Source organism: Micromonospora sp. NPDC050495, assembly GCF_040655175.1.
Taxonomy (GTDB): domain Bacteria; phylum Actinomycetota; class Actinomycetes; order Mycobacteriales; family Micromonosporaceae; genus Micromonospora.
In genome coordinates, this window is the sequence record NZ_JBFAJK010000021.1 from 79885 (window position 1) to 105475 (window position 25591).

Consider the following 25591-nt stretch of genomic DNA (forward strand, 5'->3'; position numbering starts at 1 on the left):
TGCCGGCCGGTCGTTCCCACGGCGTCTCGCCGGGAGCCGTGACACCGGCAGCGCGGGCACGCGGGAACTCGGCACACCAAAAGTGCGCCGCAGGCAAGCGTACGCCATACCCGCCCCGCCGCCCAAACCGGGCCGCCGATCAGGCCGGACAGAGCTCGTCGAGGCGCCCTTGGAGCCGGTCGAACTGCGTCTCGTCGATCGCCCGTACGTCCGTGCCGAGCCCGCCGACCTCGTCGGCCAACTCCGCCAGCAGGGTACGCAGCCGCGGGTCCTCGGCCCGCGCCGAGTGCTGCCGCAGGGCGTCCCGCCAGCCGGCCAGCGCCGCCTCCGCGTCCCGCCGGGCGGCCTGCTCGGTCTTCCGGTCCCCGGTGGCCCCGGCACCCAGCATCTGGGCCAGTTCCTGCACGTACGTCTGCACCGCCGCGGAACCGGCCTGCTTGGCGCCCGCGCAGACGCCCGCGTCGCCGGTGGCGGTCGGCGACGGTGCGACCGCCGTGGACGACGGGGCCGGTGAGGCGAAGCCCACCGCGAAGGGGTTGTCGTCGTCCCGGTCGGCGCAGCCCGCGCCGGCCAGCAGGACCCCGGTGAGCGCGGTGACCGCGAGCACCCGGCGCATGTCTCCTCCCGTCCGGGGCCGGCGTCCCGACCGGGGGTCGACGGGTACGGCAGGGCCCCTTCCTGCCGACTCTGTTGCCGGGGAAGGGGCCCTGTCAAACGTCGTGCTGGTCAGCGCCTCACGGCCGGGTACGCCGCCGGGCGCCACCGCGCCGGGACCGGCGCCGCGCGGTGCCCGTCTCGCCGCTCTCCTCCTCGGCCGCACCGTCGCTGATCGCGTCCGGGTCGTCCGCACCGGCCAGCCGGGCCGAGTCGCCCTCCTGCGCGTCGGCGACCGCCGGCGCGGCCGGCGTCTCGGTCTCGAACCGGGACAGGTCGTAGCCCTGGGTGTCGTAGTAGTCGTCGTCGGCCACCTCGGCGACGGCCCTCACCGGTTCCACCGGCGGCTCGGGCGTGGCCGGCTGCTCCGGGGCGGCCGGCTGCTCCGGCGCGGCCTCGGCGGCGGGCTTCTCGGCGGCGGCCTTGCGGCCCCGGCGCCGGCCCTTCTCCTCGGTGGCCGGCGCGGTGACGGCCGAGGCGACCGCCTTGACCCGCTCCCCTGCCCCGCCGGCGCGCGGCTTCTCCGGCACCGGCTCGGTGTGGATGATCACGCCGCGGCCCTTGCAGCACTCACAGGTCTCGCTGAACGCCTCCAACAGGCCCGCGCCGATCCGCTTGCGGGTCATCTGCACCAGGCCCAGCGAGGTGATCTCGGTGACCTGGTGCTTGGTCCGGTCCCGGCCCAGGCACTCGGTGAGCCGGCGCAGCACCAGCTCCCGGTTCGACTCCAGCACCATGTCGATGAAGTCGATCACCACGATGCCGCCCAGGTCGCGCAGCCGCAACTGGCGCACGATCTCCTCGGCCGCCTCCAGGTTGTTGCGGGTGACCGTCTCCTCCAGGTTGCCCCCGGAGCCGGTGTACTTGCCGGTGTTGACGTCGATCACCGTCATGGCCTCGGTCCGGTCGATCACCAGCGACCCGCCCGAGGGGAGGAAGACCTTCCGGTCCAGCCCCTTGAGGATCTGCTCGTCGATCCGGTACTCGGCGAAGACGTCGCTGGTGCCGGCGTGCCGGCGCAGCCGGGCCACCAGGTCGGGCGAGACGTGCGACAGGTACGACTCGACCAGGTCGTACGCCGGCTCACCCTCGATGACCAGCTCGCGGAAGTCCTCGTTGAACAGGTCCCGGACCACCCGGATGACCAGGTCCGGCTCCTCGTAGAGCAGCACCGGGGCGCCACCGGAGGCGGCCTTGGCCTGGATGTCCTCCCACTGCGCCTGGAGCCGCTTGACGTCCCGGGCCAGCTCGTCCTCGCTGGCCCCCTCGGCCGCGGTCCGGACGATCACCCCGGCGCCGTCCGGCACCAGCTTCTTGAGGATGTCCCGCAGCCGCTTGCGCTCGGTGTCCGGCAGCTTGCGGCTGATCCCGGAGGCGTTGCCGTTCGGCACGTACACCAGGTGCCGGCCGGAGAGCGCGATGTGGCTGGTGAGCCGGGCGCCCTTGTGCCCGATCGGGTCCTTGGTGACCTGCACCAGCACCGAGTCGCCGGACCTGAGCGCCTGCTCGATCGAGCGGGCCCGGCCCTCCAGGCCGCTGGTGTCCCAGTTGACCTCGCCGGCGTAGAGCACGGCGTTGCGGCCCCGCCCGACGTCGACGAAGGCCGCCTCCATGCTCGGCAGGACGTTCTGCACCTTGCCGAGGTAGACGTTGCCGGCCATGGTCCCCGAGGAGTTGCGGGTGACGTAGTGCTCGACCAGCACGCCGTCCTCGAGGACCGCGATCTGCGTACGGTCGCCGCGCTGGCGGACCGCCATCACCCGGTCGACCGCCTCCCGGCGGGCCAGGAACTCCGACTCGCTCAGGATCGGCGGCCGGGTACGCCGCTGCTCGCGGCCGTCCCGGCGGCGCTGCCGCTTGGCCTCCAGCCGGGTCGAGCCGGAGACGCCCTGCACCTCGTCGACGGCCTTGCGCGGTTCCCTGATCTTGACGACCGTGGGCACCCCGTCCTCGGCCGCGGTCTCCACGTCACCGGCGCCCCGGCGGCGGCGCCGGCGCCGGCGGCGGGTCAGCCCGTCGCCCTCCGACTCCTCCTCGGCCTCCTCGGCCTCCTCCTCGGGCTCGCCGGCCTCGGCCTGGGCGGCCTCCTCGTCGGCCTCCTCGTCGGCATCGTCCGCGCCACCCTTGCCCCGGCCCCGACCCCGGCGGCCGCGACGACGGCGGCGACGGGCAGCGGCCGTCTCCTCGTCCTCGTCCTCGTCCTCGTCCGCTTCGGCGATCTCCTCGGCCTCGACGGCCGGCTCCTCCTCGACCTCGACCTCGACGTCGACCGGCTCGACCTCGCGGCGGGCCCGGCGGCGGCGCCGACCGGTCTCCGCCGGCTCCTCGGCCGGCTCCTCGGTGGCGGCCGGGTAGGTGACCCGGACGGTCGGCACCTCGTCGGGCTGCGGCGCCATGAACAGGACGGTCGGCGCGGAGAGCGCGGCCCGGCGGCGTCGGGTGGTGGGGGCCGGCTCCTCGGCCGGCCGCTCCTCCTTGCCCGGCACGGCGGCGCCCGGCGAGACCTCGCCGGTGCGGTCCTGCAGGCCACCGGCCCGGGCCAGGGTGGCCTCGTCGGCCGGCGGCAGCTCGGCCACGCCGGCCGGTGCCGCCTCGTCCTCGGCGTCCTCGCCCACCGCGTCCTCGTCCTCGGCCGCCTCGTCGGCGGTCTCCGCCGGCGGCCCCGCCGGCACGGTCTCCCGGGCGGGCGGTGTGCGCCCGGCATCCTCGGTGTCGGCCGGCGCCTCGGCGAGCGCCGGCGGCTCGACGGCCGCCGCCTCGGCGGCGGGCTCGGCGGGCGGGGTGGCCTTGCGCCGGCGGGTACGGGTCACCTTGACCGGCGGGACGACCTCGTCGGCGGCCGGCGCCACGGCGTCGGCGGCCACCGGCTCGGCGACCGCCTTCGCGGGGGTCGCCTTGCGGCGCCGGCGAGTGCTCTTCGCCGCGCCGTCGAGTTCGCCGGAGACCGGCGCGAAGACCTCGGCCTGCGGCGCCTCGCCGCTGCCGGCGCCGAGGCCGGTGGACGCCTCGACGGGTGCGTCGATCTGCTCCGGCTGATTCAGCGGGGCGGTCTTGCGGCGGCTGGTCCGCTTCCGGACCGGCTTCGCCTCGGGCGTGGCGTCGGTGCTGGCGGCGGAAGCCTCGGCCGGTTCCGCACCGGTCCGTTCGCCGCCCTCGGGCTCGTTCTCGAGCATGGACGTTCTCCAGTTCTGGCTGCCCCGGGCGCGGGTGAGCGCTGCCACGCAGGGTCGCCGCAAAAGGTGTTTCCGCCGGGCGCGCAGGCGCGCGACCGCCGAAGTCTGCCTGCCAGAACGCTGACCGTCGGTCAGTGTTCTCCGATGGCTGTCCCGTCGCGATCCGCATCCAACGGATCGACGATCTCGCCCTGCGCGGTCAACGTGCCCTGCGCCAGCCGGATCACCCGTGGGGCGACCGGCGGCTCCAGGGCGGCCACCACGCGGAGGCCGGAAAGGACGTCATCGGGTCGTACGGAGGGGGTGACCTGCCGCACGACCAGTTCGAGTATCGCACACGGTACGGCCGCCGCCCCGGAAGGCGTCTCCGAAGGGGGCACCACATCGATGGCGATGACGGCGGCACGGGCGTCGAACGTGCGCCGGCCCTGCTTGGTCATCCGCTCGACCTGGATCTCCCCGGCGGCGTGGAACGCGGCCACCGCCTGCTCGGCGAGCGCCGGGTCGACCTCGGGCAGCTCGATCCGCCACCGGGACGCCTCGATCCGGTCGGCGAGGCTGCCGCCGCTCGCCTCCACCGCGTCGAGCACGTCCAGGCCGGGTGAGAGCGCGGCGTCCAGCGCCTGCCGCAGCCCCTCCGGGTCGACCGGCTCGCGCAGGCCGATCTCCAGGTACTCGGCCTCGCTGGCGACGCCGGTCGGCGCCGCCGAGGCGTACGAGATCTTGGGGTGCGGGGTGAAGCCCTGGGAGAAGGCGATCGGCACGCCGGCCCGGCGCAGCGCACGCTCAAAGGCCCGGGCGAAGTCCCGGTGCGAGGTGAACCGCAGCGGTCCACGCTTGGCGTACCGGATCCGGACCCGCTGGACGACCGGCGCCTGGCCGCCCTCGGGTTGAGGCTTTCTGGCGATCGTGAGCTCCTCGGGTGCTGCCTGCCTGTCCGCCCCATCCTGGCGCAGCGCCCCGGACGGCACGCAGCCGGGGCAGGCGCGGCGCCCCGGACGGCACGCCGCCGGAGCGGGTGCGGCGCTGTGGGTGGCCTGCGGCGGGCGGGCGCGGCGGCCCGGCAGGCCGGCCGGAACGGCCCAACCGGTCGCTGTAGGCCGCCGCACCGGACGCCGACGGCCGGCCGGGTGACGCGCAGGTCACCCGGCCGGCCGCGGCGGTCAGGACTGGTTTCCGCCCGGTGGCGGTGTGGGCGGCCCGCTCGGCGGTGGTGGGTAGCCGGCGGGCGGGGCGTACCCGCCCGGCGGGTAGCCCTGGCCGGGAGCCGGACCGCCCGGCGGATAGACCTGGCCGGGAGCCGGACCGCCCGGCGGGTAGCCCGGAGCCTGGCCGCCCGGCGGGTAGCCCGGAGCCTGGCCGCCCGGCGGGTAGCCCGGAGCCTGGCCGCCCGGCGGGTAGCCCGGGGCGGGAACCTGGCCGCCGGGCGGGTAGCCCGGGCCGCCCGGCGGGACGTGACCGGCCGGCGGGCCGTAGCCGGGCGGGCCGTAGCCGGTCGGGACCGGCGGTAGTTCTTCGGCGGCCATCCGGTCGAGCACCTCGTCCGGCAGATCGGCCGCCCGGGCCGCCTCCCGCCGGTAGCGGCGACGGTTCCAGATCAGGAAGATCGTCAGGCCGACCAGGATGACCAGCACCACGACGATGCCGATGCCGATGATCATGACCTGCTGATCGGTGGGGCCGCCCCGGTCGCCGTACTGGGTGACGTCGAAGTTGTCGTCCTCGCCCGCCTGCGGCGCCGCCGGACTGGCCGACTGCTCACCGAGGAGCGGGTTGGCGGAGACCGCCGGCACCTTCGCGGTGAGCGCGGCTATCGGGTCGATCCGGCCGAAGCCGTACTGCGGGTCCCGACCGGGTGGGCCGGCGTCCCGGGCCGTCCGGATCAGCCGGTTGATCACGTTCGGCGCGTCGAGGTCCGGGTACTTCGACCGGATCAGGGCCGCGATCCCGGAGACGATCGCGCTGGCGTCGGAGGTGCCGTCACCCCAGCCGTAGCCGTGCTCCGGGCCGATGTTGTAGATGCCGTCGCCGGGGGCGGCGATCACCGCCTCCGGGCCCTGCACCGAGCCGGACCAGAACCGGCCGCCCTTGGTGGTGCCGGTCACCGCGATCACGCCGGGGATGTTGGCCGGGGCGTTCACCTCGGTGTCGCCCAGGTCGGTGTTGCCGGCCGAGGACACCACCACGGCGTCCCGGTCCAGGGCGTACTTGATCGCCTGGACCTCGGCCTCCGAGGCGGCGCCGTCGCTGCCGAAGGAGAGGTTGATCACCTTGGCGCCCCGGTCGGCGGCCAGCCGGATGCCGTCGGCCGCCGCCGTACTGGTGATGCCGCCCCGCCGCTTGGTGGTGATCCCGATCGGCATGATCTTCGCGGCCGGGGCGATGCCCGTCACGCCGTCCCGGGCGGCGTTGGTGGCGGCGATGATGCCGGCCATGTGGGTGCCGTGACCCTCCGGGTCGGTCCGGGCGTCGCCGCTGCGGCCGTCGGTCCGGCGCCCCGGCACGACCTGACCGGCGATGTCCGGGTGGCTGCCGTCGACGCCGGTGTCCACCACCGCCACCAGCACGCCACGACCGGTGGCCAGCCGGTGCACCTGGTCGATGCGAAGCTCGTCCAGATACCACTGCTCGGCCCGCCGGGGCGCGGCGGCCGCCGGTTGGGCGGCCCCCAGCACCAGCAGGCCGGTCACCAGGGCCGCCACGACCGGCCGGAGGCCGCCGACGTTGAACCTCATCCGTCCGTCCTCATCGCAGGATGCCCGGGGACGCCGCGTCACCGCTGCCCCACGGATCGTCGTCCTCAGTCAACCACGACGAGTGCTCGCTGCCACCGCCGCCGTGCCCGGCGCCGCCGTGGCCGCCCATCATGCCGCCGCCCATCATCCCGGCGCCGCCGCGCAGCGCGCCCGCGCCGCCGGCGCCGGCACCGGCCCCGGCCGCGTTGCGCAACGCGCTGGCCGCGCTGGTCATCGGCGGCACCTTGCCGTTGCCGCCACCGACCATGCCGGGGATGCCGCCGACCCCGATGCCACCGGCCGCGCCGCCGCCGATCCCGCCGGCCGAGCCGACCCCGCCGCCGACGCCACCGCCGAGGCCGCCCGCGCCGCCGAGGCCGGCCGATCCGAGGCCACCACCCAGACCGGTACCGGTGCCGTACCCGGTGCCGACCGTCGGTGCGGCCGCACCGGCCAGGCCGGTGCCGTACTCATGGCCGCCGGTGCCCGGAGCCCCGGTCGACGGCGAGCCGATGGACCCCACGCCACCGGAGTGGCCGCCACCGGTGGACGGCGACCCGATGGATCCGACCCCACCGCCGCCGCCGAACGAACCGCCGCCACCGCCACCGCCGATGCTGCCGACGGAGGGACCGCCGCCGCCGAAGCCGCCGCCACCACCTCCGCCGCCGCCACCGCCCGGAATGTTCACGGAGGGCGGGGTCTGCTTGTCCGGCGTGTAACCGTCGGCCACGTCACCGCCGTCCGGCCTCGGCACGACCAGCCGGGGCCGTTCGGTCTCCACCGCGGTGGGCAGCGGCGACATCGCGCCGGTCGCCGCCTTCTGGTTGTCGTTGTACCAGTTGTCCAGGTGCGACTTGGTGTCCCACCAGCCGCCACGCTTGTGGTCCTCGGCGTTGCCGTCGATCTTCATGGTCGCCTCGAGGTCGTCGGCCTTGTCGCGGAACGCGCCGTCGGCGTACGAGGCTGGGTTGCTCTGGTAGTCCTTGCGCAACGCGGCGAGGAAGCCCGACGAGCTCTCGCCGTCCCGGGCGTCGTCGAGCTCGGTGCCGTTGGGCAGGCTCCACTCGTTCCACCCGAAGTTGTCCATCAGCGGGATGGGGATGCTGGCGACCGACTTGCGGATGTCGCCCTCGATCCGGGACAGCGCCCCGCTGACGTTGGCGGCGTGGGTGATCAGTTGCTCGATGTCCTTGCCGATCTCCGCCAGGTGGTCGCGGTACGCGTCGCCGCCGCTGCCCTTCCAGCCGGCCAGCAGGGTGGGCAGGCCACCGGTGTGCGGGCGCTCCTGGCTGGACGCGATCGGACCGACGAAGGAGCGGCCGACCAGCGCGTCCCGCAGGTAGCCCAGCCCGGTGGAGAGGCTGTTCCAGCCCACACTGACCGAGCCGACCGTCTCCGGGTCGGCCGAGAGCGTCACCTCGCGGACGCACTGCTCCCAGGTTCCTGCCATGACCGTCTCCCCCTCAGGCCGTGTACGGGTAGGTGGGCTGGTCGCCCGTGCTCGGCGGCGGCGCTGCCGACTCCAGCAGGCGCTCGATCTGCTTGCCGTTGGCGGCGTTGCGCGCCTCGACGTCGCGGAACGCCTTGGCGATGTCCTCGGTGCCCTGCTTGAGCCCGGCGAGCTTGTTGGAGATCCCCTTGAGGTGGGCCTCCATGTTGGCCGTCGACCGGGTCAGCGCCTGCCACTGCATCCGCGCGTCCTCGTACGCGCCGAACGGGGTGCCGTTCGGGACGGTCTGGGCGTTGTTGCTGTCGCCCTTCATCCGCTCCTTGATGCGTTCCATCTCATAGCTGATCGTGTCGTCGACGTACTGCTTCAGGCGCTCGACGTACGCCGCCGCCGCGTCCAGGTCCTCGACGCTGACGTGCAGATCGCCGGTGTCCGGCGGCTTGATGTCACCCATGGCTGCTGCCTCCCCGCTGCCGACCACGGTCGGTCCAATACGGACGCAGCGTATCGAGTGACGGCCAGTCGAGGCACCCCCACCCCGCGTTACGGGACATCGACCCGGTCAAGCGTCCCGAAATGCACCGGAGCGCGGGACCCCGAGGGGTTCCCGCGCTCCGCTGCGCGTCGGCCGCGTTACCGCGCGGCGCCGCTGGGCAGCTTCAGGCCGTTGACCGGGGTCAGCGGCAGCAGCTTCCGGCCGGTGGGGCCGATCTGGATCTCGGTGTCCATGGACGGGCAGACGCCGCAGTCGAAGCACGGCGTCCACCGGCAGTCGTCCTGCTCGTACCCGGAGCGGGAGTCCTGCCAGTCCTGCCAGAGCCAGTCCTTGTCCAGGCCGGAGTCGAGGTGGTCCCAGGGCAGGACCTCCAGCTCCTCGCGCTCCCGGGTGGTGTACCAGTCCAGGTCGACGCCGTACGCCGGCAGCACCTCGGCGGCGGCGTCCACCCAGCGCTGGTAGGAGAAGTGCTCGCTCCAGCCGTCGAACCGGCCGCCGTTCTCCCAGACCTTGCGGATCACCGCGCCGACCCGGCGGTCACCCCGGGACAGCAGGCCCTCGATGAGCGACGGCTCGCCGTCGTGGTAGCGGAAGCCGATCGCCCGGCCCAGCGAGCGGTCACTGTTGATGGCCTGCTTGAGCAGCCGCAGCCGGCCGTCGATGACCTCCGGCCGCTCCATCGCGGCCCACTGGAACGGGGTGTGCGGCTTCGGCACGAACCCGCCGATGGAGACCGTGCAGCGGATGTCCTTCGACCCGGTCGCCGCCCGGCCGGCCCGGATCACCTCGTGCGCCATGTCGGCGATCTCGAGGACGTCCTCGTCGGTCTCGGTGGGCAGGCCGCACATGAAGTAGAGCTTCACCTGCCGCCAGCCGTTGGTGTACGCGGTGACCACGGTGCGGATGAGGTCTTCCTTCGACACCATCTTGTTGATCACCTGGCGGATCCGCTCCGACCCGCCCTCGGGGGCGAAGGTCAGACCGGTCCGCCGGCCGTTGCGGGACAGCTCCTGGGCCAGGTCGATGTTGAAGGCGTCCACCCGGGTCGACGGCAGCGACAGCGAGACGTTGGTGCCCGCGTACTGCTCGGCCAGGCCGGAGCACATGTCGCCGATCTCGGAGTGGTCGGCCGACGAGAGCGAGAGCAGGCCCACCTCGTGGAAGCCGGAGAACTCCAGACCCTGCTGCACCATCTGGCCGACCGTGGTGATCGAGCGTTCCCGCACCGGGCGGGTGATCATGCCGGCCTGGCAGAACCGGCAGCCCCGGGTGCAACCCCGGAAGATTTCCACCGCGTACCGCTCGTGGACCGTCTCGGCCAGCGGCACCAGCGGCTTCTTCGGGTACGGCCAGGCGTCCAGGTCCATCGTCGTGCGCTTGTGCACCCGGAACGGCACGTCCGGGCGGTTCGGCACGACCCGCTGGATCCGCCCGTCCGGCAGGTAGTCCACGTCGTAGAAGCGCGGCACGTAGACGCTCTCGGTGCGGGCCAGCCGCAGCAGCAGCTCGTCGCGCCCGCCGGGGCAGCCCTCGGCCTTCCAGTCCCGGACGATCGCGGTTATCTCCAGCACCGCCTCCTCGCCGTCGCCGAGCACCGCGGCGTCGACGAAGTCGGCGATCGGCTCCGGGTTGAACGCGGCGTGCCCGCCGGCCACGATCACCGGGTCGGCGTCGGTGCGGTCGGCGGCGAGCAGCGGGACGCCGGCCAGGTCGATCGCGGTGAGCAGGTTGGTGTAGCCCAGCTCGGTGGAGAAGGAGACGCCGAACACGTCGAAGTCGCGCACCGACCGGTGCGCGTCGACGGTGAACTGCGGCACGCCGTGGGCGCGCATCAGCTTCTCCAGGTCCGGCCAGACCGCGTAGGTCCGTTCGGCGAGCACGTCGGGCAGCTCGTTGAGCACCTCGTAGAGGATCTGCACGCCCTGGTTGGGCAGGCCCACCTCGTACGCGTCGGGGTACATCAGCGCCCACCGGACGGTCGCCGTGTTCCAGTCCTTGACCACCGCGCCCAGCTCACCGCCGACGTACTGGATGGGCTTGGTCACCTGGGGCAGCAGCGGCTCCAGCCGGGGCCAGACCGACGACCCCAGGTCGCCGCGCGGCGTCGGGGCCGCGAAGCCGGAGCCGTCGCCAGAATTGGCCGCGACCGGGCGCGGCGTCGTGGACGGGGCACTCATGATGCCCAAGGGTACGCGGTGCTCCCCCGGTCACCACGGCGCACCGCAGGACCCGGGGCGGCCGAGGCGGCGGATTCGGCGGCGGTGGCGCGGCGGTACTAACCTCGCAGCGGGCGCGAGAGGAGACAGCCGCGATGTCGCAGCCGCAGCCGGGGGCGGACCGGCCGGCCGACGGGGGCAGCCCGGCCACGAGCCGGGAGCCGGGCACCGACGAGCCGGCCCGCTCCCCCGTACCGCCGGCGCCGGCCGACCAGGGCGGCGCGGACGCCCCGGACCACCTCGCGCCGGGCCCGGCCGACCCGCCGCCCACGGCCGGTGTCGGCCCGGTCGGCACCCCACCGGCGACCCCGGCCGGTCACGACGGTGACCAGCAGCCGGACGCACCCGGCCCCACCGACCGACCCGAGCCGACCGACGCACCCGACCCGGGTGACGCGGAACCCCGGGCCGCCGCGCCCGAGCCGACCGACGCACCGGACCCGGGTGACGCGGAGCCCCGGACCGCCGCGCCCGAGCCGACCGACGCACCCGACCGGACGGACCCGAGCGGTCCCGCCGACGCACCCGCGCCCGGCCTGGGTGACCTGGATCCCCGGACCGCCGCACCGGAGCCGGCGGCGGCGGCCGGGCGACCCGACCCGACCCGGGTCGCCGGTCAGCCCGACCCCACCCGGGTGGAGACCGCCGCCGAACCGGCCGCGCCCCGCTGGAGCGGCTCCGCGCCGGTCCCGCCCCCGCCGCCGCGCCGGCGTGCCTGGGGCGAGTCCGCCGAACCCACCCCCCTGCCGCCCCCGGCGCCGGAGCACCAGGTCCCGGTCGACCCGTGGGAGGGCGTGGACACCACCGGCTGGGACCTGCACTCGGTCGACTTCCCGGCCCTGCCGCCGACGCTGCACTACCCGCCGCCCCCGCACACGCTGCCGTACCCGGCGCCGGTCGGCCCGCCGCCGCCGATGGCGCTCCCGCCGGTGGCGCACCCGCCGGTGGCGCACCCGCCGGTCGTCGCCCGCCCGGCCGCGCCGCCGGTGCCGGTCTCCCCGCCCCGGCCGGCGCCGCCCGTGCCGGCGCCGAAGCAGCGCCGCCGCGGGAACCCGCCCCCGCCGGTGGCCCCGCCGCCCGACTGGCGGCCACCCAAGGGGTACGTGCCGGTGCCGGTCCGTCGCAGGCGGCGCTGGCCGTGGGTGCTGCTGCTCACCGTGGCCTGCTGCTGCGGCGTGCCGCTCTGGTGGGCCCAGCCGATGTCCGAGCAGTACCCCGCCAGCGCCACGCTGCCCGACCGGATGACCGGATTGCGGCTGCGCGAGGACCAGCGCAGCGTGGCCACCGCCCGGAAACTCAAGACCGAGGTACGCCAGGCGCACCTGTTCGCCGAGGACACCTTCGCCGGCATCTACAGCACGAACGACGGCAAGCGGGTGATCCTCTTCGGCGGCACCGGGTTCCGGCTGACCCCGGAGTCGGACGCGGACGCCGAGATCGCCCGGCTCCGCGAGCGGTACGCGCTGGACGCCGCCGAGCCGGTCGACACCGGGGTCCGGGGCCGGTACGAACGCTGCGCGGTGGGCCGCGACGACGGCGAGGCGGTGGTGGTGTGCACCTCCGTCGACCACGGCAGCCTGGCCACCGGCGTCTTCACCCGGCTCTCCGTCGACGACAGCGCCCGCCTGCTGGACACCCTGCGCCAGCAGGTGGTGACCCCGCAGCAGTCCTGACCGGCACCGGCCGGCCGGCACCCGCCGAGGGCGGGCCGCCGGTCAGGCGGTGGGGTCGGCGGTGGGCTCGGCGCGCCGGGGCGCGTAGCGCGGGACGTACTCCTGGCCGGTGAGCTTCTGGATCTCGGCCATCAGCTCGTCGGTCATCTGGCGCAGCGACGTCCGGTCGTCGGACCGGCCGGTGAAGTCCAGCGGCTTGCCGAACTTGATGGTGATCTTGGCTCTGCCCGGCCGGGGGATGCGCGTCCCGATGGGCTGGGCCTTGTCGGTGCCGATCACGCCGACCGGGATGACCGGCACGCCGGCGGCCAGCGCGAGCCGGGCCGTGCCGGTCCGCCCCCGGTAGAGCCGCCCGTCCGGCGAGCGGGTCCCCTCCGGGTAGACGGCGACCAGGTCACCGGCCTTGAGCACCGGGATGGCGGCGTCGAACGCGGACAGCGCGGCCCGACCGCCGGCCCGCTCGACCGGGATGGCGCCCAGCCCGGTGAGCACGAACTTGGAGAAGATCCCCTTCACGCCGGTGCCGTTGAAGTACTCCGACTTGGCCCAGAAGGCCAGGTGCCGGGGCACCACCGTGCCGAGCAGCAACTCGTCGGCGACGGAGAGGTGGTTGCCCGCGAAGATCGCGCCGCCGGTCGGCGGGATGTGCTCCAAACCCTCCACGTGGGGGCGGAAGGCCAGCCGCACCGTGGGCGCCACGGTGAGCTTGCCGATGGTGTAGAGCAGGGGCACGGGTCCTCCGGCGTTCGAACGTGAAGCAGGCGCTGTCACGGTAGCGGACGCCACCACCTGCGACCGATGGGGTGGCCGGCAGGTCCACCCGCCGGGGCGGGTGCCGGTCGGGGGCCCCTCCTGCGCCGGATCCGGCTGGACGGGCCCCCGCCGCGCACCTCAGACCCGCCGGACCGCGACCGTCACCCGCTCGCCCTCGCCGACCTCGCCGGGGAAGCCCTCGACGCCCTCGACGAAGTCGATCGTGTCGGCCAGCACCTCCCGGGCCACGAAGTCGGTGTACGCGGCCACCGCGGCGCGCACCTCCGCCGACGCCGAGACCGCCACCGCGATCCGGTCCGAGACGTCCAGGTCGGCGTCCCGGCGGGCCTGCTGCACCACCCGGACCACATCCCGGGCCAGCCCTTCGGCGGCCAACTCCGGGGTGACCTCGGTGTCCAGCACCACCACGCCCTCGCCGCCGGGCAGCGGCGCGGAGTGCTCGGCGTCGGCGGCGACCAGGCGCAGCTCGTACTCGCCCTCGGTCAGGGTGACCCCGGCGGCGACCGGGGCGCCGTCGACCAGCTCCCACTCCCCCGCCTTGACCGCCTTGATCACCTGCTGGACCGCCTTGCCGACCCGCGGCCCGAGCGCCCGGGGCACCACGGTCAGCACCTGCTGGCAGTACGCGGACACCTCGTCGGAGACGACGACCTCCTTGACGTTGACCTCGTCGGCGACCAGGTCGGCGAAGGGCCGCAGCTGGGCCGCGACCGGGGCGGCCACGGTCAGCTTCGACAGCGGCAGCCGCACCCGCAGGCCCTTGGCCTTGCGCAGCGACAGCGCCGCCGAGGCGACCGCCCGCACGTTGTCCATGGCGGCGACCAGCTCGTGGTCGGCCGGGAACTCCTCCGCCGACGGCCAGTCGGTCAGGTGCACCGACCGCTCACCGGTCAGGCCGCGCCAGATCTCCTCCGCGGTCAGCGGCGCCAGCGGCGCCACCACCCGGCAGAGCGTCTCCAGCACCGTCCAGAGCGTGTCGAACGCGTCCGCGTCGCCGGCCCAGAAGCGGTCCCGGGACCGGCGCACGTACCAGTTGGTCAGCGCGTCCAGGTAGGACCGGACGCTGGCGCACGCGCCGGAGATGTCGTACCCGTCGAGCTGCGCGCCGACGGTCGCCACCAGCTCGTTCGTCTTCGCCAGCACGTACCGGTCGAGCAGGTGGGTGGAGTCGGTGCGCCGCCGCGCCTGGTACCCGTCGGCGTTGGCGTAGAGCGAGAAGAAGTACCAGACGTTCCAGAGCGGCAGCAGCACCTGACGCACCGCGTCCCGGATCAGCGTCTCGGTCACCGCCATGTCGCCGCCGCGCAGCACCGGCGAGGACATCAGCATCCAGCGCATCGCGTCCGACCCGTACGAGTCGAAGACGTGGTAGACGTCCGGGTAGTTGCGCAGGCTCTTGGACATCTTGCGCCCGTCCGAGCCGAGCAGGATGCCGTGGCTGAGGCAGTTGCGGAACGCCGGCCGGTCGAACAGCGCGGTGGCCAGCACGTGCATGGTGTAGAACCAGCCGCGGGTCTGTCCGATGTACTCGACGATGAAGTCGCCCGGGTAGTGGTGCTCGAACCACTCCCGGTTCTCGAACGGGTAGTGCACCTGGGCGAACGGCATCGAGCCGGACTCGAACCAGCAGTCCAGCACCTCCGGCACCCGGCGCATCATCGACCTGCCGGTCGGGTCGTCCGGGTTGGCCCGGACCAGCTCGTCCACCGCCGGCCGGTGCAGGTCGGTCAGGCGTACCCCGAAGTCCCGCTCGATGTCGGCCAGCGAGCCGTACACGTCCACCCGCGGGTAGTTCGGGTCGTCGGACTTCCACACCGGGATCGGCGAGCCCCAGAACCGGTTCCGGCTGATCGACCAGTCCCGGGCGTTGGCCAGCCACTTGCCGAACGAGCCGTCCTTGATGTGCCCCGGCGTCCAGTTGATCTGCTGGTTCAGCTCGACCATCCGGTCCTTGAACCGGGTGACCGCGACGAACCAGGAGGAGACCGCCTTGTAGACCAGCGGGGTGTCGCAGCGCCAGCAGTGCGGGTACGAGTGGGTGTAGGTGTCCTGCTTGAGCACCACCCCCCGCTCCTTCAGCTCCCGGATCACCGGCTTGTTCACGTCGAAGACCTGCTCGCCCTGGTAGGGCGGGACCAGCGCGGTGAACCGGGTGTGGTCGTCCACCGTGACGATGGTCGGGATGCCGGCCGCGTTGCAGGTGTTCTGGTCGTCCTCGCCGAAGGCCGGGGCCAGGTGCACGATCCCGGTGCCGTCCTCGGTGGTGACGAAGTCCGCGCCGAGCACCTGGTAGGCGTTCTCGCCGGCCCGCTCGACCAGGAAGTCGTAGAGCGGGCGGTAGCGGCGCCCGACCAGGTCCCGGCCGGACACGGTGCCGACCTGCTCGTACCCCTCCAGCTCCTTGGCGTACGCGCCGAGCCGGGCGGCGCCGACCACGAAGCGGTCACCACTGCCTTCGCTGTCCGGGGAACCCCGGTGCTCCAGCACCGCGTACTCGATGTCCGGGCCGACGGCGAGCGCCAGGTTGGACGGCAGGGTCCACGGCGTGGTGGTCCAGACGCCGAGCCGGACCGGGCCGCGCACGAGTTCCGGCGCGGACTCGTCCGGGGTCAGCCCGAACCAGACCGTCAGGGTCGGGTCGTGCCGGTCCTTGTAGACGTCGTCCATCCGGGTCTCGGTGTTCGACAGCGGCGTCTCGCACCGCCAGCAGTACGCCAGCACCCGGAAGCCCTCGTAGACCAGGCCCTTGTCGTGCAGGGTCCTGAAGGCCCACATGACGCTTTCCATGTAGTCCAGGTCGAGGGTCTTGTAGTCGTTGGTGAAGTCGACCCAGCGGGCCTGCCGGTTGACGTACCGCTCCCAGTCCTGGGTGAACTCCAGCACCGAGGTGCGGCAGGCGTCGTTGAACCGGGCCACGCCCAGGTCGAGGATCTCCGCCTTGGAGGTGATGCCGAGCTGCTTCTCGGCCACCACCTCGGCGGGCAGCCCGTGGCAGTCCCAGCCGAACCGGCGCTCGACGTGCTTGCCGCGCATGGTCTGGTAGCGCGGCACCACGTCCTTCACGTACCCGGTGAAGAGGTGGCCGTAGTGCGGCAGGCCGTTGGCGAACGGCGGGCCGTCGTAGAAGACGTACTCGTTCTTACCGTCGTCGCCGGTCGGCCTGGCCTCGACGCTGGCCTCGAAGGTCTTGTCGGCCGTCCAGTGCTCCAGGACCCGGCGCTCGACCGCGGGCAGGTCCGGGCTCGCCGGGACGCCGGCGGCGGTCGGGTCGTGCAACGGATAGGCCATCGGGGTCGCTCTCTCCTCAGCAGCTCACGGTCCGTGGGTCTGCGAGGACGAGCCTGATCCGGTACGCCGTGACCGGCGCCCCGGGCCGGGCCCGCGGTACCACCCCGCTTGGCGGCCGAGGTGCGACCGCCCGCTCGTTGGCCGGCTGTGACGGGCCGGTCCCGTCCGGTTCTACTGGGCCGGTCACCCGGCTGTTCTTCCGGAGGCTCGCCGGTGATGGCCGGGTCGTCGCCTGTGTGCCGTCCAGCGTACTCGACCGCCCGGCTAGGCTGCCGGCGTGATCCGGATCGAGCTGGACGAGCCCACCCTGGCCCGCACCCGGATCGCCACCAGCCCGCTCTGGGAGGCCAAGTGCAGCCTCTACCTCCTGCAGCGCTACCGGGACGACGCGCCCTGGCCGTATACCGGCTGGGCCCGGCACGCCCGGCGGGTGCTCGCCGAGCGGCCCGCGACCGCGCCCGCGCTGCTCTACACCCGGACCGGGCCGTGGTATCCGGACTTCCTCGGCCCGGTGCCGCCGGGCGCCAGCCCGACCATCGAGGAGGAGCTGGCCGCGCTGCGGGCCACCCCGGCCGAGGTGATCGCCGAGCAGATCCCCCGCTACCACGACCCCGGTGACCTGCCGGACTGGCTGCGCCCGTTCGTCACCGACCGGCAGGGCGCGCTGGACCGGCTGGCCGACGGCATCCAGGCGTACTGGGACGCGGCGATCGCCCCCTGGTGGCCGGCGATGCGGGTGGCCCTCGACGAGGAGGTGCTGCACCGGGCGCGGGCCCTCGCCGCCGACGGGCCCGACGCGCTCCTGGCCGACCTGCACGAGCGGGTCCGCTGGGACCGGCCGGTGCTCAGCCTGGTCAAGCCGTCGGAGTGGAGCTTCCGGGCGGTCGACCAGCGGCTGCTGCTGATCCCGCTGATCTTCTCGCGGGGCGCGCTCACCCACTCCACCGACCACCCCGAGGTCATCGCGGTCTCCTACCAGGCGCGCGGCGCGGTGCTGCTGGCGGACCGGCTGGCCGACGCCCGCGCGCCGGAGTCCCCGGCGGCCGACCGGCTGGCGGTGCTGGTCGGTCGGGGCCGGGCCCAGGTGCTGCGGGCGCTGTCCCGGCCGGCCACCACGGCCGGGCTGGCCGCCACCCTCGGCCTGGCCCCGAGCACCGTCTCGGAACACCTCGCGGCGCTGCTCAGCGCCGGGGTGGTGCACCGCCGCCGGGTCGGCCGCCGCGTCCTGTACGGGCTGGAGCCGGCCGGCGTGGCCCTGGTCACGCTGATCGGTGCGGGTCCGGCAGCCGCCTCCGCCTGAGGATTCGGCCGGCGCCGAATTCGTTTCCCCGCCCCGCCCGCGGTCCATAGATTCGCCGGCATGAGCGAGTACGCGATCGAGGCGGCCGGGTTGCGCCGCACCTACCGCAGCCGCACGGGCTGGCTGCGACCACAGCGCCGGGAGGTGGAGGCGGTCCGCGGCGTCGACCTGACGGTCGGCAACGGGGAGCTGTTCGGCCTGCTCGGACCGAACGGCGCCGGCAAGACCACCACCATCAAGCTGCTGAACACGCTGCTGATCCCGACCGCCGGCACCGCCCGGGTGTGCGGCCACGACGTGGTCACCCAGACCCGGGAGGTACGCCGGCGGATCGGCTACGTCTTCGGCGGCGACCGGGGCCTGTACGACCGGCTCTCCGCCCGGGACAACCTGCGCTACTTCGCCGAGCTGTACGGCGTGCCGGGACGGGAGCAGCAGCGGCGCATCGCCGAACTGCTGGAGCTGGTCCGGCTGGCCGGCCGGGAGCACGAGCGGGTGGAGGGCTATTCCCGGGGGATGCGGCAGCGGCTGCACATCGCCCGGGGCCTGCTGCACCGGCCGCGGGTGCTCTTCCTCGACGAGCCGTCGATCGGGGTGGACCCGGTGGCCGCGCGGGAGCTGCGCCGGACCGTCGCCGACCTGGCCGCCACCGGCACCACCGTGCTGCTGACCACGCACTACATGGCGGAGGCGGACGAGCTCTGCGACCGGATCGCGGTGATCGCCAACGGCACCATCCAGGCCCTGGGCACCCCCGCCGAGCTGCGGCACCACGCCGACGGCCGGCAGGTGCTGGAGGTCGAGGCGTACGGGGTGGCGGACGCGCAGCTCGCGGCGATCCACGCCCTGCCCGGGGTGCGGGAGGCGAGCGTGGCGGTCACCGGCGCGGCACAGGTGCTGACCGTGCAGTCCGACGCGGGGGTGGACGTGCAGGCGGCCGTGCTGCGCGAGCTGGACGGGGTCCGGTTGGGCCGGGTCACCGCCCGCCAGCCGACGCTGGAGGACGCGTACGTGACGATCGTCAACCGGGTCGGCGCGCCGACCCGGCCGGTCGAGGCGGTGCCGGCGTGAGGGTGCTGCGCATGATCGGGGTGGGCCTGCTGCTGCACACCAAGCAGCTCACCCGTTCCCCGTTCGAGATCGCCACGGCGCTGATCGTGCCGGTGGTGCAGGCCACCCTGGCGGTCTACCTGTTCCGGGCCGGCGGCGAGCCGGGCCGGCTGCTGGAGGCGGCGGTGGGCGCCGGGCTGATGGGGGTCTGGTCGTCGGTGCTCTTCGGCTCCGGTGGCGCCATCCAGAACCAGCGCTGGCAGGGCACCCTGGAAATGATCATGTTGGCGCCCCGCCCGCCGGCGTTGATGATCCTGCCGATCACGCTGGCCACCGCGGTCACCGGCACGTACGCCATGCTCGCCACCCTGCTCTGGGGCCGGCTGCTCTACGGCGTACCGCTCGATTTCGCGCACCCGCTGCTCTTCCTGGTCGCGGTCCCCGGCTGCGTGCTCGGCCTGGGCATGTTCGGCCTGCTGCTGGCCTCCACCTTCGTGCTGATGCGCAACGCCAACGCGTTGACCAACACGCTCGAATATCCGATCTGGCTGGTCTCCGGGATGCTGGTGCCGCTCACCGTGCTGCCCGGCTGGACCGGCCCGGTCGCCGCGGTGCTCCCCACCACCTGGGGCGCCCGCGCGGTGCACGAGGCGGCCGTCGGCGGCCCGGTCTGGCCGTCGCTGGGCGTCTGCCTGGCGATCAGCCTCGGCTGCCTGGCCGCCGGGGCCGTGATGATGACGTACGTGGAGCGACGGGCCCGCGCCGCGGCGACCCTCGCGCTGGCCTGAGGGGGACGACGATGGCACTCTTCCGGCTGATCGGCACCGGCGGCGTGATCGCCTACCGGGCCCTGTTCAACTGGACCACCCCGGCGATGTTCATCGGCTCGCTGCTGGTCGGTCCGATCTTCCAGCTGCTCTTCTTCGCCTACCTGGGCCGGCAGTTGGGCGTCGCCGACGACCGCTTCTACATCGTCGGCAACGCGGTGCTCGCCGCCTCGCTCTCCTGCGTCTTCGGCGGCACCATGGCGGTGGCCAACGAGCGGCGCTTCGGCACCCTGGGGCACGTGCTGCTCTCCCCGCGCAGCCGCACCGCCGTCTTCCTCGGCCGGGTCCTCCCGTACGCCGGAAACGGGCTGCTCATCGCGGCCAGCACGCTGACGGTGGGTGCGCTGCTGCTCGGGTTGCGGGTGCCGGTGCGGGCCCTGCCGGGGCTCCTGCTGGCCCTCGCGGTGGCGGCGCTGGCCTGCGGGTTCTTCGGGCTCACCCTGGGCGCACTGGGCCTGCGGTTCCGGGACGTCTGGGTGGTCTCGAACGTGTCGGTGGCGCTGCTGCTCCTGCTCACCGGCGTGAACGTGCCCGCCGCCGGGCTGCCCGGCTGGATGCGCGCGGTGGGTGAGGCGCTGCCGATCACCCACGCCGCCCGGGCCGCCCGCCAACTGGCCGCCGACGAGCCGTTCCGGGCGGCCGTCCCGGCCCTGGCCGCCGAGGCCGCCGTCGGCCTCGGTTACGCGATCCTCGCCGCCGTCCTCCTCAAGCTCTTCGAAGCCGAATCCCGCCGCCACGCCTCCCTGGACACCCTCTAGGCCCACCGGCCCCCGGGCCCACCTCGTTGATCATGGAGGTGGCGATCGACATCGCCGCTGCCGTCATGGTCGACCGACGGCGGCCCGGGGGCAGGGGGTCAGCGGGTCAGGGGGCGGGGAGGGTGGTGGTCCAGAGGGAGGCGCCGTCGCGGTCGCGCAGGTGCACCGTGAGGTCACCGGTCGCGCCGTCGACGGCGAGCTCGCCGAAGTGCTGGAAGCCCTCGGCGGGTGAGGTGTTCGCCCGCGGCGGGGCGTGCACGAAGACCGCCTGCGGGCCGAAGGTGCCGTCCAGGGCGTTCGGGCCGAACGCGCCGGCGTGCGCCGGCCCGGAGACGAACTCCCAGAACGGGGTGAAGTCCCCGAACGCCGCCCGCGCCGGGTCGTAGTGGTGGGCGGCGGTGTAGTGCACGTCGGCGGTGAGGAAGACGACGCCGGTCACCCCGGCCCGGTGCACGGCCCGCAGCACCTCGGCGAACTCCACCTCGCGGCCGGCCGGCGCGCCCGGGTCGCCCTGGGCCACGCCCTCCTGCGCCCCGGGTCCGTCCGGCACGACGAGGCCGAGCGGCAGGTCGTTGGCGATCACCTTCCAGGTGGCCCGGGACCGGGTCAGTTCCCGGATCAGCCACTCCCGCTGCGCCCGGCCGAGCAGGCCGCGCGCCGGGTCGGCATAGGTGTTGCCGTCGTTCGGGTCCTTGTACGTCCGCATGTCGAGCACGAAGACGTCCAGCAGCGGCCCGTACGACAGGCGGCGGTAGAGCGGGCCCTCGGCGGGCGCCGGCAGCCACTCGTGGAACGCCTGCCGGGCCCGGGCGGCGAGGACGTCCACCCGCTTCTCGGTGTACCGGTCGTCGGCGAGAATCTCCCCCGGGTACCAGTTGTTCAACACCTCGTGGTCGTCCCACTGGTTGACCTGCGGCACCTCGGCGGCGAACGCCCGCAGGTGGTCGTCGAGCAGGTTGTACGCGAACTGCCCGCGATACTCGGCGAGCGTCTCGGCGACCTTGCTCTTCGCCGGGGTGACCAGGTTGCGCCAGATCCGCCCGTCCGGCAGCGGGACGCTCTCGACGAGCGGCCCGTCGGCGTAGACGGTGTCCCCGCTGCACAGGAAGAAGTCCGGGCGGCACGCCCGCATCGACCGGAAGATCGCCATGCCGTCGAAGTCCGGGCTGATCCCCCAACCCTGGCCGACGATGTCGCCGGTCCAGACGAACCGCACGTCGCGGCGCTCCTGCCGGCCGGGCGCGGTCCGGAACGAGCCGACCAGCGGCTCGCTGCACACCCCGTGCCGGTCCAGGCTCTCCACGCTCACCCGGTAGTGCAGCCGCTCCCCGGCGGGCAATCCGCGCAGCCGCACCCGGCCGGTGCCGTCGGTCGACGGGTCCACCACCGGCCCTCGCACGAGCCGGGCGCCACGCAGGTCCGGCCGGCGGCTCACCTCCACGAGCATCCGCCCGGGGCGGTCGGCGCGGGTCCACACCAGCGCCGAGTCGGCGGTCACGTCCCCGCTCTGCACGCCGTGGGTGAGCACCGGGCGGCCGGCCGGGTGGAAGGCCGGCGCCGCACCGGCCCGGGCGCCGCCGAGCAGGCCACCGCCGGCCAGCCCGGCGCCGGTCAGCAGGCCGGCGCGCAACACGGTACGTCGGTCGAGAGAAGTCATCTGTCCCCTCCGTTGGGAATCGGTACCCGTGGGTCTACCGGGGCGAGGTGAGGCGGACCGGCGGACCGGATGGCCGGCGGGAGAACCAGGGCTGACCACTCGTCGACATGACCACCGTCACAGGATCGCCCTGTCACGCCGGCACCCCCGCCACCCGTCGTACGGGCGGAAAGCCGAACCGAAGGAGGCCGAGATGAGTCGGATCAACATGGCGGCGGCGGTGCCGGAGGCGTACCGGGCCGTGCTCGGGCTGGAGAAGTACGTCCAGGCGAACGTGGAGCACACCGTGCTGGAGCTGGTGAAGCTGCGCGCGTCGATGCTCAACGGCTGCTCGTTCTGCGTGGACATGCACAGCCGCGACGCGCTCGCGGCCGGCGAGGACACCCGCCGGCTCTTCGCGGTGGCGGCCTGGCGGGAGGCGCCGTTCTTCGACGAGCGGGAGCGCACCGCCCTGGCGCTGACCGACGCGGTCACCCGCCTCGGCGAGCACGGCGTGCCGGACGACGTGTGGGACGCGGCGGCGAAGGTGTGGTCGGAGAAGGAACTCGCCGACCTGGTCGTCGCGATCGCCACAATCAACGTGTGGAACCGGATCTCCGTGACCAGCCAGACCCAGCCGCCCCTCGAGGTGTGACCCGGGCCGGGGCAGCGCAGGCGGCCGGTGCGCTCACCGCGCACCGGCCGATGCTGCTCGGGCTCGCCTACCGGATGCTGGGCAGCCTGCACGACGCCGAGGACGTGCTCCAGGAGGCCTACCTGCGCTGGCTGGACGTGGACCGGGCGGCGGTCGCCGAACCGCGCCGGTACCTGTCCCGGGTGGTGACCCGGCTGGCGCTGGACCGGCTGCGCGCACGGCAGGCCGCCCGGGAGACGTACGTCGGGCCGTGGCTGCCGGAGCCGGTGCCCACCGACCCGTCGCCGTTCGGGCCGCTGGACACCGTGGAGCAGCGCGAGACGCTCTCCACCGCGCTGCTGCACCTGATGGAACGGCTCACCCCACCGGAACGCGCGGTGTATGTGCTGCACACCGCGTTCGCGCTGCCGTACGCCGAGATCGCCGACCTGCTGGACCGGTCGGTGGCGCACTGCCGGCAGCTGCACCACCGGGCGGTGGCCCGGATCCAGGACGAGCGGCGGCGCTTCACGGCGGGCCCGGCGGAGCAGCGGAGGCTGCTCGACGCGTTCCTCGCGGCGGCCCGCGACGGCGACCTGGCCCGGCTGACCGACCTGGTCGCGGCCGACGCCACCGCGTGGAGCGACGGCGGCGGTCGGGTCCGGGCGGCGCTCAACCCGGTGTACGGGTCGGACCGGATCGCCCGCTTCTTCGCCGGCATCTACGGCCGCCGCCAGCCGCACGTCGGGGCGGCGCCGGTGGAGCTGAACGGCGCCCCGGGGCTGCTGCTGCGCTGGCCGGACGGGACCCGCTACACCCTCGCGGTCGCCGCCGACGGCGGCCGGATCACCGGCCTCTACCTGATCGGCAACCCGGACAAGCTGACCCTGGTCGCGGACTGACCACGCGCGACGGCCCCGGTCCCGCAGTGCGGGCCGGGGCCGTCGACGGTGAGGTCAGCCCAGCTCGGGGAACCAGAGCGCGATCTCCCGCTTGGCGCTGTCCACGGAGTCGGAGGCGTGCACCAGGTTCTCCCGGTTGGACAGCGAGAAGTCGCCGCGGATGGTGCCGGCGGCGGCCTTGCGCCCGTCGGTGCTGCCGATCATCGCGCGGACCACGTCGATCACCTGGTCGCCGGAGAGCACCAGGGCGACCAGCGGGCCGCCGGTCATGAACGCCTTCAGCGGCGGGTAGAACGGCTTGTCCACGTGCTCGGCGTAGTGCTGGTCGGCGAAGTCGCCGTCCATGGTCCGGGAGACCATCGCGTCGATCCGCAGCCCCTTGCGCTCGAACCGGGCGAGGATCTCGCCCACCAGACCGCGGCGGACCGCGTCGGGCTTGATGAGGACGAGGCTGCGCTCCTCGGGGCTGCTGCTGGACACGCTGGGTTCCTCCTGTGCGCGGATGCGGCTTCGGCTGGGTACGGTCAGCCTAGCGACCCGGTCCCGGCGCCGGGACGGCGGCTGCTCTTTCCCTTGGTCGCCGCCCCGGCCTAGCCTGGCCCTGGAACCCCTGGGAGGTCCACTGTGGCGAATGGCGGGAACCGCACCATCGCGCCGGTACGGAAACTGATCGGCGTGGTGCTGGGCACCGTGGCGACCTTCATCACGCTGTTCGGGCTGGGCATGACGAGCTGGGCGATCGTCGCGCTCGGCGTCGCGCTGCTGGTCCTGGCGATCGCCCTGGCCACGGTGCGCGGCGGCGGGCGCACCTGGGTGGTCGGGCTGGGGCACGTGCACAGCGCCTCCGAACCGCCCACCCAGTACGCGTTCGGCCGCTGCGAACTGCAACTGGTCATCGATGCGCCCGGGCTGCCGCCCCGGTCGAAGAAGATCATCGAGCCGCGGGTGCCGGTCGCCAAGTGGCCGTCGCTCGGCCAGGCCCTGCCGATCCGGGTCGCCCTGGACGACCAGCGCCACGTCCGGGTCCTCTGGGACGAGGTGCCCACCCACACGGAGAGTGCCGCCACCCTCGCCGACCTGCCGCCCGAGTACGGCGGGCCGGAGCCGGTGGAGGAGGTGCTGATCGGGCAGGAGGCCCCGCCGTGGGCCGGCCGGCGCCCGGAGGACGACTTCCGGGACGACTTCCGCGACGACTTCCGCGACGACTTCCGGGACGCGTCGGATCCGCCGCTGGACGACGTGCTGCTCAGCGAGGAGCGCGAGCCGGTGGTGGTGCACCAGCGTCCCGGTGGACCGAAGGTCGTCGAGGGCGAGGTCGTGGAGCCGGCCGCCGGCGGGTCGATGGCGGGCGGGCCGATGGCCGGCGGGCCGATGCCCGGCGGGCCGCTGCCCCGACGGGCCACCCCCGCGCCGCGGCCGCCGGCCGAGGAGGGCTTCGACCCGATCGACCTACCGCTGGACGAGCCGGGGCCGGACGCCGGCCCCACCGCCGAGGAGCTGGACGAGGCCATCTTCGGGCCGGCGGCCGACCCGCCTGCCGACCCGCCCGCCGAGGCGGACAACCCGATCAGCGGGGTCGGGATCACCCTGCTCGTCACCGACCTGGACCGGTCCCTCGACTTCTACCGGGAGCTGGGCTTCGACGAGCTCGACCGGGGCGCCGGCAACGCCGTCCTCGTCTCCGGGCCGACCCGGCTCGTGCTGCGCCAGGTGACCGGGGCCGCCCCGATCAGTCGCCGGCTGGTCCACGTCAACCTGGAGGTCGCCGACATCCAGGCCGCGTACGAGCGGCTGCGCGGGTCCGGGGTCCGGTTCACGTACGCCCCGCGGGTGGTCAACCGGGGCAGCCGGCTGGAGGTGTGGGCGGCCGCCTTCAAGGACCCGGACGGGCACGGGGTGGCGCTGACCCAGTGGCGCAGCCTCACCGACGCCTAATGGGAGCTGTCGGGTGAGCCGTTGGCAGACTCGACATCCGGTAGCCGCGGGCGGGTGAGCACTCCCGACGCCTGGACATGTCAGTCC

General features: G+C 74.3%; 19 protein-coding genes. 8 read left to right on the forward strand and 11 right to left on the reverse strand.

Annotated features, from left to right (window positions below; genetic code table 11):
• Nucleotides 1–139 precede the first annotated feature (139 nt).
• The 7 genes from AB0I11_RS20880 to AB0I11_RS20910 form a co-directional block, all read right to left on the reverse strand.
• Nucleotides 140–616 (reverse strand): hypothetical protein, encoded by a 477-nt coding sequence (locus tag AB0I11_RS20880; RefSeq protein ID WP_357322709.1) that lies wholly within the window; start codon nt 614–616, stop codon nt 140–142.
• Nucleotides 617–734: 118 nt separating this feature from the next.
• Entirely contained in the window at nt 735–3827 is a 3093-nt protein-coding gene (locus AB0I11_RS20885) for an Rne/Rng family ribonuclease (protein WP_357322712.1), read from the reverse strand.
• Between the two features lie 131 nt (nt 3828–3958).
• Entirely contained in the window at nt 3959–4678 is a 720-nt protein-coding gene (locus tag AB0I11_RS20890) for a TIGR03936 family radical SAM-associated protein (protein ID WP_357322771.1), read from the reverse strand.
• A gap of 312 nt (nt 4679–4990) precedes the next feature.
• Nucleotides 4991–6562 carry a type VII secretion-associated serine protease mycosin gene (mycP, locus tag AB0I11_RS20895; RefSeq protein ID WP_357322715.1) on the reverse strand — a complete coding sequence of 524 codons (1572 nt, stop codon included), beginning with the start codon at nt 6560–6562 and terminating at the stop codon, nt 4991–4993.
• A 10-nt stretch (nt 6563–6572) separates the two neighbouring features.
• Nucleotides 6573–8015 carry a hypothetical protein gene (locus AB0I11_RS20900; RefSeq protein WP_357322718.1) on the reverse strand — a complete coding sequence of 481 codons (1443 nt, stop codon included), beginning with the start codon at nt 8013–8015 and terminating at the stop codon, nt 6573–6575.
• A 13-nt stretch (nt 8016–8028) separates the two neighbouring features.
• Complete coding sequence (locus AB0I11_RS20905; RefSeq protein WP_357322721.1) at nt 8029–8469, reverse strand: hypothetical protein; 441 nt, start codon at nt 8467–8469, stop codon at nt 8029–8031.
• A 179-nt stretch (nt 8470–8648) separates the two neighbouring features.
• The gene (locus AB0I11_RS20910; protein ID WP_357322723.1) at nt 8649–10688 is read right to left on the reverse strand and encodes a TIGR03960 family B12-binding radical SAM protein; all 2040 of its coding nucleotides are present in this window, start codon (nt 10686–10688) and stop codon (nt 8649–8651) included.
• 134 nt (nt 10689–10822) lie between these two features.
• On the opposite strand from AB0I11_RS20910, the gene AB0I11_RS20915 reads away from it, so the two are divergent.
• Complete coding sequence (locus tag AB0I11_RS20915) at nt 10823–12400, forward strand: hypothetical protein (protein ID WP_357322726.1); 1578 nt, start codon at nt 10823–10825, stop codon at nt 12398–12400.
• 42 nt (nt 12401–12442) lie between these two features.
• On the opposite strand, the gene AB0I11_RS20920 is transcribed toward AB0I11_RS20915, so the two are convergent.
• Together AB0I11_RS20920 and ileS are read right to left on the reverse strand one after the other, a co-directional pair.
• A complete protein-coding gene (locus AB0I11_RS20920; RefSeq protein WP_357322729.1) occupies nt 12443–13132 on the reverse strand; it encodes a lysophospholipid acyltransferase family protein in 690 nt (229 codons plus the stop codon).
• A 159-nt stretch (nt 13133–13291) separates the two neighbouring features.
• Nucleotides 13292–16462 (reverse strand): isoleucine--tRNA ligase, encoded by a 3171-nt coding sequence (gene ileS, locus AB0I11_RS20925; RefSeq protein WP_357322732.1) that lies wholly within the window; start codon nt 16460–16462, stop codon nt 13292–13294.
• Between the two features lie 277 nt (nt 16463–16739).
• Here ileS and AB0I11_RS20930 point away from each other — a divergent pair, with 277 nt between their 5' ends.
• Genes AB0I11_RS20930 through AB0I11_RS20945 form a run of 4 tightly spaced genes read left to right on the forward strand, consistent with a single transcriptional unit; the run spans nt 16740 to nt 20397 of the window.
• Nucleotides 16740–17762, forward strand: coding sequence for an ArsR family transcriptional regulator (locus AB0I11_RS20930; RefSeq protein ID WP_357322735.1), 1023 nt, complete (start codon nt 16740–16742; stop codon nt 17760–17762).
• A gap of 60 nt (nt 17763–17822) precedes the next feature.
• On the forward strand, nt 17823–18833 hold the full coding sequence (locus AB0I11_RS20935; protein ID WP_357322738.1) for an ABC transporter ATP-binding protein: 1011 nt from the start codon (nt 17823–17825) through the stop codon (nt 18831–18833).
• Nucleotides 18830–19600, forward strand: a complete 771-nt coding sequence (locus AB0I11_RS20940; RefSeq protein ID WP_357322741.1) for an ABC transporter permease — start codon at nt 18830–18832, stop codon at nt 19598–19600. Before AB0I11_RS20935 ends, AB0I11_RS20940 begins: the two co-directional genes overlap by 4 nt.
• 11 nt (nt 19601–19611) lie before the next feature.
• Entirely contained in the window at nt 19612–20397 is a 786-nt protein-coding gene (locus AB0I11_RS20945) for an ABC transporter permease (protein ID WP_357322743.1), read from the forward strand.
• Between the two features lie 106 nt (nt 20398–20503).
• Here the strand turns inward: AB0I11_RS20945 and AB0I11_RS20950 are convergent, their stop codons facing one another.
• On the reverse strand, nt 20504–22054 hold the full coding sequence (locus AB0I11_RS20950) for an alkaline phosphatase D family protein (RefSeq protein ID WP_357322746.1): 1551 nt from the start codon (nt 22052–22054) through the stop codon (nt 20504–20506).
• Between the two features lie 193 nt (nt 22055–22247).
• Between AB0I11_RS20950 and AB0I11_RS20955 the strand changes: the two genes are divergently transcribed.
• Entirely contained in the window at nt 22248–22688 is a 441-nt protein-coding gene (locus AB0I11_RS20955; RefSeq protein ID WP_357322749.1) for a carboxymuconolactone decarboxylase family protein, read from the forward strand.
• Nucleotides 22685–23569, forward strand: a complete 885-nt coding sequence (gene sigJ / locus AB0I11_RS20960; RefSeq protein WP_357322752.1) for an RNA polymerase sigma factor SigJ — start codon at nt 22685–22687, stop codon at nt 23567–23569. Before AB0I11_RS20955 ends, sigJ begins: the two co-directional genes overlap by 4 nt.
• A gap of 54 nt (nt 23570–23623) precedes the next feature.
• Here sigJ and ndk read toward each other — a convergent pair whose 3' ends face one another.
• A complete protein-coding gene (gene ndk / locus AB0I11_RS20965) occupies nt 23624–24049 on the reverse strand; it encodes a nucleoside-diphosphate kinase (RefSeq protein ID WP_357322753.1) in 426 nt (141 codons plus the stop codon).
• Between the two features lie 144 nt (nt 24050–24193).
• Between ndk and AB0I11_RS20970 the strand changes: the two genes are divergently transcribed.
• Nucleotides 24194–25504: a VOC family protein gene (locus tag AB0I11_RS20970; RefSeq protein WP_357322756.1), complete on the forward strand. Its 1311-nt coding sequence runs from the start codon at nt 24194–24196 to the stop codon at nt 25502–25504.
• Nucleotides 25505–25591: the final 87 nt, after the last annotated feature.